A 14,247-nucleotide genomic window follows, 5' to 3' on the forward strand; every position below is an offset into this window, starting at 1 on the left:
ATATTACGACATTAATTTCTGCATTTATATGTCTCATCGGCCTATTCACTTAAAGAAGATTTTTCATTCTCATAATGTAAGCTCAGTTTATGTTATAATAGATTGTCGAAGATACTCGAAGAATTTAAAGCAGTGGAGGGTCATGATGACAGCTTACACGCCAATGATACAGCAATATTTATCAGTTAAGGCAGATTATCCGGATGCCTTTTTATTTTTTCGCTTAGGCGACTTTTACGAAATGTTTTTTGATGATGCGATCAAAGCTTCACAGGAATTAGAAATTACTTTGACTGGACGTGACGGCGGGGCGGAGGAACGAATTCCAATGTGCGGCGTTCCTTATCATTCCGCTTCCAATTATATTGAACAGCTTATTTCCAAAGGCTATAAAGTGGCGATTTGTGAACAAATGGAAGACCCTAAAAAAGCAAAGGGCATGGTAAAGCGGGAAGTCATTCAGCTAATCACCCCGGGAACGATGATGGAAGGCAAAGGACTAGCCGAAAAAGAGAACAACTATATTGCTTCGGTCACCGCCTTTGAAGATCGGACATATGGTTTAGCTTACACTGATATTTCTACCGGAGAAAACAGAGTAACCCTGCTTTCCAATCATTTTGAAGAAGTGTTGAATGAGATCGCTGTTTTAGGGGCTAAGGAAGTTGTCGTTGCAAGCGACTTTCCCGGCGAGCTGCAGCAAAAACTGCGGGAACGCGATGTATTGGTCATTTCATTTGAGGATAATAGTTCCGTAGAATTTCAATTTGCCCAACTGCTGGAACAACTCAATCAGGAAAAATTAAAGCAAACTTCCGCAAGGCTGCTGAATTATTTGTTTCGTTCCCAAAAGAGAAGTCTTGACCATTTGCAGCCCGTTGCCACCTATCAAATTCATCAGTATATGAAAATTGATTATTATTCCAAACGGAATCTCGAACTGACGGAAACGATCCGTTCAAAAGGAAAGAAAGGGTCATTGCTATGGCTCCTGGATGAAACGATTACGGCGATGGGCGGCCGGATGTTAAAGCACTGGATCGACCGGCCGTTAATTGATCGTGAAAAAATTGAGCATCGTCATGAATTGGTCGCTGTATTTCTTAACCATTATTTTGAACGTCAAGAACTGCGGGATAAATTAAAGGAAGTGTATGATTTAGAACGGTTGGCTGGCCGTGTTGCCTTTGGCAATGTCAATGCTCGCGATTTAGTACAGTTGAAACGCTCCTTGATGCAAGTGCCATCGTTAAAGCAAATATTATTAAACATGAAAAATGAAAAAATGAACGAAGTGGCGGAAGGTCTTGATCCGTGCGAAGAAGTCACGGACTTATTGGAGCGGGCAATTGTCGAAAATCCTCCAATCTCGTTAAAGGAAGGAAACATCATTTGTGACGGATATAATGAACAGCTGGATCAATATCGCGATGCCAGCCGCAACGGCAAGACATGGATTGCTCAACTGGAACGGGAAGAACGGGAGAAGACCGGAATTAAGTCATTGAAAGTCGGCTATAACCGGGTATTCGGCTACTATATTGAGGTTACTAGGGCCAACCTTCATCTTTTAGAAGAGGGCAGATATGAACGGAAGCAAACACTGACGAATGCCGAGCGCTTTATTACCCCGGAATTAAAAGAAAAAGAAGCGTTAATTTTACAAGCAGAAGAAAAAATCAGCGAACTCGAATATGATTTATTCACGGAAATACGGGAAATTGTTAAGGAGTATATTCCCCGCTTGCAGGCGCTTGCCAAGGTCGTCAGCGAGCTTGATGTTCTGCAATGCTTTGCCCAGGTGAGTGAAGACCGCCGCTATATTAAACCACAATTTTCTGCCGAGCGCCGGGTCGTCATTAAAGATGGCCGGCATCCGGTGGTGGAGAAGGTGCTGAACTCACAGGAGTACGTTCCCAATGATTGCTATATGGACAGCGAACGGGAAATTCTATTGATTACAGGGCCAAATATGTCCGGTAAGAGTACGTATATGCGGCAAATTGCCTTAATGGCGATTTTAGCGCAAATTGGCTGTTACGTTCCCGCAAGTGAGGCGGTCCTGCCCATCTTTGACCAGGTATTTACACGCATCGGTGCGGCTGATGATTTAATTTCCGGTCAAAGTACCTTCATGGTGGAAATGCTGGAAGCAAAGAATGCGATTGCTTATGCTACGCAAAACAGCTTAATTTTATTCGATGAAATCGGTCGCGGAACCTCGACCTATGATGGCATGGCATTGGCACAGGCAATTATCGAATATATTCATAACCGAATTGGCGCGAAAACCTTATTTTCAACCCACTATCATGAGCTAACAGTTTTAGAAAAAGAGCTTAGTAAATTGAAAAATATTCATGTCAGTGCGATTGAACATCATGGCAAGGTAGTGTTCCTTCATAAAATTAAACAGGGTCCAACCGACAAAAGTTATGGAATCCATGTTGCCCAGTTAGCCGATTTGCCAAAGGAAGTAATCGACCGCGCCAATGAAATACTATCAGCCCTTGAACAGTCTCCAGTGGAGACGGTTCCAACCGTGAAGGAAGCAGTAAAACCTAGTGAACCAGCTGTACAGGTCGAGAATTTTTCTGAACAGGCTGCCCAGTTATCCTTTTTTGATGAACCGAAGGAAGTTAAGAAACCGGAATTTTCCTCCAAGGAGAAAAAGGTGCTGGATAAAATCCGCGAACTGGACTTATTAGATGTCACACCGCTTCAGGCAATTAACATGTTGTATGAGCTACACAAAAAGTTAAAAGGCTGAAAAGTTAGGAGGCGGAAAATATGGGGAAAATCATTCAATTAGATGATGTCCTTTCTAATAAAATAGCGGCGGGAGAAGTAGTCGAACGCCCCGCCTCAGTTGTAAAAGAATTGGTGGAAAATGCCGTAGATGCCGGAAGTACCGTGATCGAAATTGAGGTAGAAGAGGCCGGTTTGGCAAAAATCCGGATTATTGATAATGGCAATGGCATTGAAGAAGATGATGTCCTGCTGGCGTTTCAACGCCATGCGACCAGTAAAATCAAAGACGAAACGGATTTATTCCGGATTCGCACACTTGGCTTTCGCGGTGAGGCTCTGCCAAGTATCGCTTCTGTTTCCAAACTTGAAATGAAGACCTCCACGGGGGAAGGGCCTGGTAGTCTTGTGGTCATCGAAGGCGGCAAGGTGGTCACGTTTGAAAAAACTACAAGCAGAAGAGGGACCGACATCACCGTTACTGATTTGTTCTACAATACTCCGGCCCGGCTTAAGTATATGAAGACAATTCATACTGAGCTTGGGAATATTACCGACGTCGTCAACCGGTTGGCACTGGCCCATCCCGATGTCGCCTTTCGGTTAATCCATAATGAGCGGAAGCTGCTGCAAACAAGCGGCAATGGTGATGTTCGTCAAGTACTTGCCGCCATTTATGGAATGAGTATAGCTAAGCAACTTGTTCCTATTTTTGCAGAGTCATTGGATTTTAAAATCAGCGGCTACGCCTCAATGCCTGAGGTGACTAGGGCATCGCGAAATTATATTTCGACGATGATTAATGGCAGGTTCATTAAAAATTATCCGCTTGTTAAAGCCATTCAGGATGGCTATCATACATTACTGCCGATCGGCCGCTATCCGATTGTGCTGTTAAATATTGAAATGGATCCGCTGCTGGTCGATGTGAATGTTCACCCAGCGAAAATGGAAGTGAGGATTAGTAAAGAGGCTGATCTCAATCAATTGGTCTCGGAAACGATAAAAAATGTATTTAAATCCAAGATCCTCATTCCAACTGCCTATTCTTCTGTGAAAAAAGAAATTGAGGTTTCCGAACAGACCGCTTTGGATCTTAATGAAGGGACACCACAATCTAAGCCGTCTGCAGCGATGGAATCTGCGGCGGTATTGCGTGAGGAGCAGCCCAATCTGGGGACATCTGTTAGCAAAAAGGAAGAAGAACCGGGCTTTTGTGAACTGGAATTAACGAGTCCTGATCCGGTTGATAGCCATCACCAAGAACAGGCATGGTCAAATGGGGAGCCTATTTTTCATAGCGGGCCGGCAATCGAGGATTTTCAACCGTTTGGTGAACCCGAAGTACCAACCATAGCCAAACAAGAGGAAAGCCGTGTGCCGCGTATGTATCCAATCGGGCAAATGCATGGAACCTATATTTTCGCTCAAAACGAAAATGGTTTATATATCATTGATCAGCATGCAGCCCAGGAACGGTTAAAATATGAATATTTTCGTGAAAAAGTGGGACAGGTTGCCTCCGAATTACAGGAAATGCTGGTTCCTTTAACTTTTGAATATTCTACGGATGAGTATTTGAAGATTATCGAACACCGGGCCGAACTGGAGAAGGTGGGGGTGTTTTTGGAGGAATTCGGGGTGAACAGCTTTATCATTCGTGCTCATCCCCAATGGTTCCCAAAGGGTGAGGAAAAGGAGATTATCGAGGAAATGATTGAACAGTTATTAGCGATGAAAAAGGTTGACATCAAGAAACTGCGGGAAGAAGCAGCAATCATGATGAGTTGCAAGGCCTCGATTAAAGCCAACCGCCATTTGCGTAATGATGAAATTCAAACGCTGCTCGATGATTTGCGAAAGGCGTCGGATCCCTTTACCTGCCCACATGGCCGACCGATCATCATCCACTACTCGATTTATGAGATGGAAAAGATGTTCAAACGCGTGATGTAAATGATTAAAAAAGGAAGTCCAATTTGCGTAATCGGACTTCCTTTTTTTCATGGCATTGATGAGAGACACATTGCTTAAAAACATGGGGAATGACCCACAAAGACCGATGAAAGTCAAAAAGGCGTTTGAACACAAGGCAGCCGACCTTCAAAAGGCGGATGAAAGACAAAACTGCAGTTAAACCCCAGAAAACTGTCCTTCATTAAGTGAATGAAAGACAAAACAATGTTTAAAAACAATACAACTGTCTTTCATCAAGCTAATGAAGGACAAAACGTTATCCAAAAATAGAAGAACAGTCCTTCATCAAGCCAATCCTACTTATTTCGTGGCAGTTGCAGCTACAATCTTATCTACATATTTCAGCGTTTTTCCGGTACCAAGTACTACCGACTCCAACGGGTTTTCGGCAAGCTGAACGGGAACAAAGATTTCCTTGCTTAGCCACTCTTCCATCCCTTTTAACAGGGAGCCGCCCCCAGTTAAAATCACCCCGCGGTCAACGATATCTCCGCTCATCTCAGCGGGACAATCCTCTAATGTCGCGCGGACAGCTTCCAAAATATGCAGTAATGCTTCCTTCATTGCATCCCTAATTTCATAGGACGATAGAGTTACGGTTTTCGGCAAACCCGTTACTAGGTCACGACCGCGGACGTCCATAAAGGCCTCCGCGTGATCTACAAGGGCATAGCCGATCTCTATCTTTATATTTTCAGCAGTTCTTTCACCGATTAAAACATTGTATTCTTTACGGACGTATTGAACAATATCATCATCGAGACGGTCACCGCCAATTTTAATGGAATGATAGGCAACGACACCACCAAAGGAAATAATTGCCACCTCGGTATTACCGCCGCCGATATCAACCACTACATTAGCAACTGGTTCATCGACCGGCAATCCGGCACCAATCGCTGCAGCAACAGGCTCTTCAATCATGGTTATTTTTTTTGCACCGGCATTTCTGATGGCATCCTGAATGGCTCTCCTTTCGACGCTGGTAGAACCGGACGGAGAGCAAACGACAACATTCGGCTTACGCAGTGAAATCCCTGCTTTTTTTGAAGCCTTTCGCATCACCAGCTTGACCATTTCAGTTGTTACATCAAAGTCAGCAATAACTCCATCCTTTAAGGGACGGAGTGCAACAATTTTTTCCGGAGTCTTACCAATCATTTCTTTCGCTTCCGAGCCAACCGCTACGACATTTTTTGTAACCGTATCAATGGCAACAACCGAGGGCTCGTTGAACACAATTCCTTTATTCTTGCTATATACCAAAATATTTGCTGTTCCGAGATCAATTCCAATATCAAATCCTGATAACATACTTTCACCTTTTTTCATATTTTTTTGCAAAAATTGTCTTGTTGCTGACATTCGTGTTTTTACAAAATAACATACGAACAAGGTTAACATGGTTTTGAGGGTAGAATGTAGATTGTAAATAAACCGTCAAGGAAATGTAATCAAGCAGGAAAGGATTTCTAATTTTGATACAGAATCGTAAAAATAAATCAAATCACGCATAGAAACCGAAATTATTGTATATACTTATTTGATGTTCAACTGCTTTTTAATTTTATGTTACGATATGAGTAACGGAATATTTTTCCCATTGAAAATAAACAAGAGGCAGTGTGAAAAGATTGAATCTAAAGCAAAAGTTACTGGTCATCATCGGACCTACAGCTGTAGGAAAAACAAAGCTAAGTGTTGCAATGGCAAAACGTTTTAATGGTGAAATTATCAGCGGAGATTCGATGCAAATATACCGTAGGATGGATATCGGTACAGCTAAAATCAGAAAGGATGAAATGGAAGGTATTCCCCATCATTTAATTGATATAAAGGAGCCAAACGAAAGTTTTTCCGTCGCTGAATTTCAACAGCTTGTTCGCGAAGAAATAGCGGAGATCGCCGGAAGAGGAAAGCTGCCGATTATAGCTGGCGGCACGGGACTCTATATTCAGTCGGTTATTTATGATTATCGCTTTTCAGATGTGTCCGGTGATGAAAAATTACGGCAGGAGCTTGAACAAAGAGCAAAGGAAATCGGGCATGAAGCGTTACATCAAGAGTTAATGAAAGTTGATCCGATTAGTGCCGCAGCGATTCATCCAAATAATGTTAGAAGAGTCATTCGAGCTCTTGAAATTTATTATCAAGCGGGTAAGCCAAGGAACGAGTTCGAAAACATCGGCCCTGCCGACATTCTGTACAACGCTGCTGTTGTAGGCTTGACGATGGACCGGGAGCAGCTATATCAACGAATTAATGCCCGCGTTGATTCCATGATGGAGGAGGGACTTTTAGAGGAGGTTAAGCAGCTGTATCAGCTGGGCTTGAGGAACTGTCAATCCATCCAGGCCATCGGTTATAAAGAAATATATCAATATTTGGACGGTGAAATTTCACTTGAAGAAGCTGTCGAGAAGTTAAAACAAAACTCGCGCCGTTATGCTAAAAGACAATTAACCTGGTTTCGGAATAAAATGGAGGTAAAGTGGTTTGATCTAACAAATGTGAACGATTTGTCAAAAAAAGAAATGGAAATTTCACAATATATTGAAGGAAAGCTTCAAGTAAAATCGAATACATATTAGTAGAGATAAAAGAGGAGGATATATATAATGAAAACGACGATTAATATTCAGGATCAATTTTTAAATCAGTGCCGAAAAGAAAATATTCATGTTACGGTTTTTCTGCTGAATGGTTTCCAATTGCGCGGTCAAATTAAGGGCTTTGATAATTTTACGGTCCTAATTGAATCAGAGGGAAAACAACAATTAGTGTTTAAACATGCGATTTCAACCTTTGCCCCGCAAAGAAATGTCCAGCTTGAACTGGAACAGCAATAAAATAGATGAACGAACCCTGAGCCCCTTTTTCGGGCTCTTTTTATTTATCTAGGAAATAATAATGATTTCAGCAAATTGTGAATACAAATAAAATGAAGGATTATGCAAAATTCGCCATGTTGTTCGCAGATTGAGAGGTGAAAGCTTTGGAACAACCGATTCGCATGAAAAGCAACGGACAAATAAGCATTGTTCTCAATTCCCAAACACGAAAAGCGATTACGAAAGATTTACCTGACTTTCAAGTTGCTCCAAAGGACATTCCCCCTGAGCATTCGGCCCTTAAAGAAATTGAAGCGGAGCTTGAGGCATTAGTTGGAATGGAAGAAATGAAACGAATGATAAAAGAAATTTATGCCTGGATTTATGTCAATAAAAAACGTGAGGAAATGGGTTTAAAAGCCAAAAAGCAGGCGCTTCATATGATGTTCAAAGGAAATCCCGGTACTGGAAAAACAACAGTTGCCAGGTTAATCGGAAAGTTGTTCCAAAAAATGAATGTCCTCTCAAAAGGACATCTAATTGAAGCGGAGCGAGCGGATCTTGTTGGTGAATATATCGGTCATACCGCGCAAAAGACAAGAGACTTGATTAAGAAGGCACAGGGAGGAATCTTGTTTATCGATGAGGCTTATTCCTTGGGACGCGGTGGAGAAAAGGATTTTGGAAAAGAAGCAATTGATACGCTGGTAAAGCATATGGAGGATAAGCAGCATGAATTCATCCTGATTCTTGCTGGCTATTCGCGGGAAATGGATTACTTTTTATCATTGAACCCGGGGCTCCATTCACGCTTTCCCCTAGTTATTGATTTTCCTGATTACAATATCGATCAGCTAATGGAGATTTCGGCGCGAATGCTTGTGGAAAGGGAGTATATGCTAAGTCACGGGGCTGAAAAAAAGTTAAAGGATCACCTTATCTGGGTAAAGTCGGTCTTAAGTCCGAACAGTTTTTCCAACGGTCGCTACGTTCGGAATATCATTGAAAAGTCGATTCGCGCCCAGGCGATGCGGCTATTAATGCTCAACAGCTATGACCGTCATGACTTAATGACCATCAGGAGCAATGATCTGGTATTTGAAGAAGATGGTTAGGATCAACCCCTTAATTCTCTTTCAAATTTTTTTAACACAAAAGATATAATTCTACTGGCCAGCGTCAAAAGCGCTGGCTATCATATAATGCTCAAGCATCATTTTTCTTCTCATTAATCTGGGGATTCAGAAATCTTTGATGGGAAAGTCTCAATCATTTGCAAATGGTTAGACATGAGATGTCTCTTTAATTTCCATATACTTGTATCAGGTATTGGAAAAGTACTGGTTGTATTTACACCAATATCAATACTAATTGTATATTTTTTCGTCCATACTTTGGATTAAGAATAATTAGGTATCGATATTGGTGTCGGTGTTTACGAAATCATATTGTTAAGGTCAATCTGTTTGCTAATGATTTTTATATTATTACCTGAATTATTCATGAAAATTCTCTGATCACCTAAAAATGCATACCAATCAAGGAATCCAGCTAAATTAGTTATGCACCCAAAAAATGAAAGCTGTTTTCGTAAACTTTATTGCTATTTAATAGGTTTGGGAAAGGAACGGTCGCTGTTAATCCGCAAAAACTACAAACAATACGAAAACAGCCATTTTTTTTAAACCTGTTTTTAGACCAAGGGGGAAGTATACCCAAAAACAGTAGTTTTTCTAAGCCCACAGTTTGGTATTTCCGATAATTCAGAGATCTCCCCCTGAATTATTACCAAAGGGGCGTAGAATTTCCAGGCAGGGCTTTAATTTTCCACTTGTAAGGAAGTATGAATAATTCAGGTATTATTTATTCTTATTACTATCTAACAACCACATAAACAAACTATAAATCAAAACAAAGAGTAAAGATTGTATAATATTCTCAAGCCAATTAAAAGTATTATCCCTATAGTAATCAAAAAAAATCAAAACTATAAATATTGATATAAATAAAATAATATTCTTATAAAGAAACTTCATATTAAGTATCATTCCTTTCGCTGTGCCCAAGTTACAAAATTTAATGAAAGAGAATTAATGCAATTATTGCAATAGCATACAAGATATTCATTTTTATTTACCATATGCCGGATAAAACTTGCCATTTAAAGAATAGTTATAAAATATAGAGTCTAGGCCAAAACCAACTTACCCCCTGATAACAGAAGAAATAGCAATACGTTTCCTAGAAAATCTAGGTTATCAGATCCCCGATAAGCTTACGTACGTATAGAATCTAAAAATTAATACAATCCTTTCCAAGTTACTTATTTGGTAGGTTTGTTTTGCTATGCCCATATATTATTAATGATGAAGTACATCGCTCTTTCAAACTATTCCTCCTCGATAATCAAAATTATAAAAAGTTTACTTGTTATACCTTGCTGTATAGATTATCCCACTTTTACTATTACTTTAAGTGGCGTTTTTTTCCTTGATGCCCATCTTTTTGATGAGATTTTTGCTGGTAAGCTAAATTTCCTTAAGAAGTAGGGAGGGAATGAGACGCTTAAATTCAGAGTCGATAAAGTTCTATACTGGTGCAGTATTGTATGAGTTTCAATATGCCTAATGTTTGAATCTAATAAACTTATATTACCATAATCCTAGTTTTTTTCAAATTATATTAAATAATTGAAAAAATGGTTTTATATGGTAATATATTAATTGATAATAAAATAAGAGAGGAGGATATCAGAAATATTACTTACAGTTATTCACTAAATATGGGGCATGACAAATCGGATTATTTCATAAATAGAAATGTCCACACATTTTCGCGGGAATTGGAGTTAACACCGATGACACAAGATTAATAAAAATACGCTCAAGGAGCACAAACAGATAAAATGTGTATTGTTATCACTTGAGTAAGTGAAAGGAATTGGTATTAAAATGAAAAAAAGATTAAAAACTATTTTATTAATAACATTTGTACTTACTTTATTCGGAAGTTCTTTTTCTACGATTGCAAGGGCTGAGGAAATTAGCAGAGCAGAGGAAAATCAGATTCAGGAAATGGCTGAACAGCTAGAATTTATTTTTGAAGATGCGGCGATTAAAGATAGCAATGGAAATTTATTAACGTTAGATTTTAAAATGATCGAAGACAATTTTGGTTCAAGTCCAGAGTTAGAACAATTAAAACAGGATATGAGTTTAATGCAGAGTAGATTAATCCCTACTAAAGGAGACAAAAGTATTATTTCACCAATGGATATCAAAGTAGATCGTTGTATTGAGAAAAAAATAAAAAATGGAATTGGTGAAATTCTATCAGTTAATGCAATAGCTTCTATCGTAACATATATTGTTGATGGACAATATAAACTTGCAGCTAAAAAACTAATAAAATTAGGAGTAAAAGGTAATGCAATAGCCATTGGTGCTCAATTATCTTATTACCTAATAAAATGTGAATATGAAGTAAACGGTTGGTGGAAAAACTAACCATCTTTCAATGAATTTTTCCCAAATTATTATACATGGATTTTTGTTTAGGAAAACTCTAAGGTTTAGGTTAGGTATTACACTTGACTTAAACCTTTTAATTTTTCTGAATTCGTTTGTTAATTATGCAACCAATATCATTTTGGCTAATTCTTGGTAAGCCCGAAATATAAAAAATAAGCGATCCTTTTCGGTACGCATCACGAATAGCCTTTTATCATTAATTTTCTTCGTGAATAAACGGCTACTTCCACATGACCGTTTGGATGATGTGCTCATCTACGCAGTTGAAGAAGAAAATCTATGCGAGCACTGTTTCGATCGTGCAAGCAGGATTCGGGGACATCACTAACCAGGAGTTGCTGCCGTTTTATTTGCGTTGTTTGGATATGTGCTGACAATTCTTGTTTAATATTGTATTAAAACATAGAAGTTGTAATAAAAAACTCTTAATTGATTCATTTGGAAAAATAGCAATTTACCTGTTTTTTATCGTATTAGAGTATCAGGGAATTTTTTGTTATGATGTGTTAGAGACCTTTTGGAAAGGAAGGATATGTTTGGAGCAAAAGGATACAAAGGAAACAGCGGTTCTGGTCGGCTGTCAAACATTAGAGGATGATTTACGTTTTCATTACTCCATGGAAGAGCTTGCCTCCTTAACGGAAACAGCACAGGGGGAGGTTGTTGCTACTGTCGTTCAAAAACGGGAGAGGCCACATCCGGCTACATATGTCGGGAAAGGGAAAGTGGAAGAACTAAAAGTACTTGTTGATGAACTAGAAGCGGAAATCGTGATCTTTAATGATGAATTATCACCAAGTCAAAAGCGCAATTTAGCTCATGAAATCAATGCTCGCATTATTGACCGTACGCAGCTTATTTTAGATATTTTTGCTACTCGGGCCCGCTCCAAAGAAGGAAAACTCCAGGTGGAACTGGCACAGCTTCAATACATACTTCCAAGACTGGCCGGACAGGGAACCGAATTATCTCGTCTTGGCGGGGGAATTGGAACCCGAGGACCGGGGGAAACAAAGCTTGAGGCGGATCGGCGACATATCCGCCGCCGGATAGATGATATCAAGGAACAGCTATCCGTAATTGTCCAGCATCGGGAAAGATATCGCGAAAGAAGGAAGAAGAATAAAGCCTTCCAAATGGCAATCGTCGGCTATACAAATGCCGGCAAATCCACTTTATTTAATCGTCTATCGGAAGCGCGATCCTATGAAGAAAACCAACTGTTTGCCACGCTTGACCCGATGACGCGAAAAATGATTTTACCAAGCGGTTTTCACACACTGATTACTGATACAGTCGGGTTTATCCAGGACCTGCCAACAACGTTGATTGCCGCATTTCGTTCAACCCTTGAGGAAGTGAAGGAGGCAGACCTTATTCTTCATGTTGTCGATATGTCCAACCCTGATTATTATCAGCATGAAAAAACGGTTGGCAAACTCTTAGAGGAACTGGATGTAAAAAATATTCCCCAGCTGACTATTTACAATAAGCGGGATATCCGACATCCTGATTTCGTTCCGACGGCTGACTCGCCTAGCATTTTTATCAGTGCCTTTAACGAGGAGGATCGTCACAATCTAAAAGTGAAAATTGAACAAATGATGGTAGCGATGATGAAACCATACGAGGTACAAATTCCGTCGACAGAAGGGAAATTGCTATCACAACTTAAAAATGAAACAATCTTACGGGAACTGAGGTTTGAAGAAGAAAAGCAGGTATACTGCTGCAAAGGGTATTCATTTTCTGACCATCAAATTACCGGACAATTACAGAAATATCAAGCTGAGATAGGAGAATCATAACATGTTTCAACAATTGAAAAATGGGGAAAAACTTCAGCCGATTGTAATCGAAGTTGAACAACAAATCGCTGAGGTGCACAAAAAAATTAATCAGCGGACGGAAATAAATCAATTCCGGGTGTTACAAAGCTTTCAAAAATACCGGGTTAGCGATACTCATTTCACTCCGTCGACAGGGTATGGTTATGATGATATCGGCAGAGATACGCTGGAATCTGTGTATGCTGATGTTTTCGGTGGTGAGGCTGGACTTGTTCGTCCACAAATTATTTCCGGGACCCATGCGATCTCGACGGCCCTATTCGGTGTCCTTCGCCCTGGAGATGCACTGCTTTACATGACTGGCAAGCCGTATGATACGCTTGAAGAAATCGTCGGCATCCGTGGAAATGGTGTCGGTTCGTTAAAGGAATTCGGTATTTCTTATGACAGTGTTGCACTTACGGCTGATGGTCAAGTAGATTGGGATCAGGTTGCTTCCAAAATTACATCAAATACGAAAATGATTGGAATCCAGCGTTCCAAAGGCTATGCCACCAGGCCTTCTTTTACCATCCGGCAAATCGAAGAAATGATTCGTTTCGTCAAAGAAATAAAACCGGATGTGGTTGTTTTTGTGGACAACTGCTATGGCGAGTTTGTAGAAGAACAGGAACCTTGTCACGTCGGCGCAGATCTGATGGCTGGTTCTTTGATTAAAAACCCCGGCGGCGGTATCGCCAAAACCGGCGGTTACATCGTCGGCAAGAAAAAGTGGGTGGAAGCTTGCTCCTATCGCTTGACTTCCCCAGGGATTGGCGCTGAAGCCGGTGCATCCCTATATAGCCTATTGGAAATGTATCAAGGTTTCTTTCTTGCTCCCCACGTAGTTGGCCAAGCGTTAAAAGGGGCAGTCTTTACAGCCGCACTCCTTGAAAAATTGGGAATGAATTCATCGCCAAGATGGGATGCAGAGCGAACAGATTTAATTCAGTCGGTACGATTTGATGATCCCGATAAAATGATTGCTTTTTGCCAGGCCATTCAATTTGCCTCGCCGATTAATTCCTATGTTACGCCGCAGCCAAGCTATATGCCGGGGTATGAAGATGATGTCATTATGGCCGCTGGTACTTTTATTCAAGGAGCGAGTATTGAGCTGACTGCTGATGGCCCGATACGCCCTCCCTATGTTGCCTATGTGCAGGGCGGACTGACATATGAACATGTAAAACTGGCGGTTTGTCTGGCCATCGATGATTTACTTGAGAAACAATTAATTACACTTGCTTAACCCATGGGACAGCTTTTTTCCAAGCTGTTCTTTTTATAAAAATTCCTATGTTAGATTTTCTAACATGAACTTGACACCTT

The 14,247-nt window shown here is 40.4% G+C and carries 9 protein-coding genes; 8 read left to right on the forward strand and 1 reads right to left on the reverse strand.

Annotation, left to right across the window (positions count from 1 at the left end):
* Positions 1–145: 145 nt before the first annotated feature.
* Entirely contained in the window at positions 146–2,770 is a 2,625-nt protein-coding gene (gene mutS, locus JK635_RS10955) for a DNA mismatch repair protein MutS (protein WP_202654331.1), read from the forward strand.
* Positions 2,771–2,790: 20 nt separating this feature from the next.
* Positions 2,791–4,704, forward strand: a complete 1,914-nt coding sequence (gene mutL / locus JK635_RS10960) for a DNA mismatch repair endonuclease MutL (protein ID WP_202653979.1) — start codon at positions 2,791–2,793, stop codon at positions 4,702–4,704.
* A 321-nt stretch (positions 4,705–5,025) separates the two neighbouring features.
* Here the strand turns inward: mutL and mreBH are convergent, their stop codons facing one another.
* A complete protein-coding gene (gene mreBH / locus JK635_RS10965) occupies positions 5,026–6,039 on the reverse strand; it encodes a rod-share determining protein MreBH (RefSeq protein WP_202653980.1) in 1,014 nt (337 codons plus the stop codon).
* A 320-nt stretch (positions 6,040–6,359) separates the two neighbouring features.
* On the opposite strand from mreBH, the gene miaA reads away from it, so the two are divergent.
* From miaA to JK635_RS10995, 6 genes are all read left to right on the forward strand, one after another.
* Complete coding sequence (gene miaA, locus JK635_RS10970; RefSeq protein WP_202654332.1) at positions 6,360–7,316, forward strand: tRNA (adenosine(37)-N6)-dimethylallyltransferase MiaA; 957 nt, start codon at positions 6,360–6,362, stop codon at positions 7,314–7,316.
* 27 nt (positions 7,317–7,343) lie between these two features.
* Positions 7,344–7,574 carry an RNA chaperone Hfq gene (hfq, locus tag JK635_RS10975; protein ID WP_202653981.1) on the forward strand — a complete coding sequence of 77 codons (231 nt, stop codon included), beginning with the start codon at positions 7,344–7,346 and terminating at the stop codon, positions 7,572–7,574.
* A gap of 146 nt (positions 7,575–7,720) precedes the next feature.
* A complete protein-coding gene (spoVK, locus tag JK635_RS10980) occupies positions 7,721–8,671 on the forward strand; it encodes a stage V sporulation protein K (RefSeq protein ID WP_202653982.1) in 951 nt (316 codons plus the stop codon).
* A gap of 1,836 nt (positions 8,672–10,507) precedes the next feature.
* Entirely contained in the window at positions 10,508–11,062 is a 555-nt protein-coding gene (locus tag JK635_RS10985) for a hypothetical protein (protein WP_202653983.1), read from the forward strand.
* Between the two features lie 560 nt (positions 11,063–11,622).
* Positions 11,623–12,894, forward strand: a complete 1,272-nt coding sequence (hflX, locus tag JK635_RS10990) for a GTPase HflX (RefSeq protein ID WP_202653984.1) — start codon at positions 11,623–11,625, stop codon at positions 12,892–12,894.
* A gap of 1 nt (position 12,895) precedes the next feature.
* A complete protein-coding gene (locus JK635_RS10995; RefSeq protein WP_202653985.1) occupies positions 12,896–14,167 on the forward strand; it encodes a methionine gamma-lyase family protein in 1,272 nt (423 codons plus the stop codon).
* Positions 14,168–14,247 lie beyond the last annotated feature (80 nt).

Source organism: Neobacillus paridis (genome assembly GCF_016765675.1).
GTDB classification, from domain to species: Bacteria; Bacillota; Bacilli; order Bacillales; family Cytobacillaceae; genus Neobacillus; species Neobacillus paridis.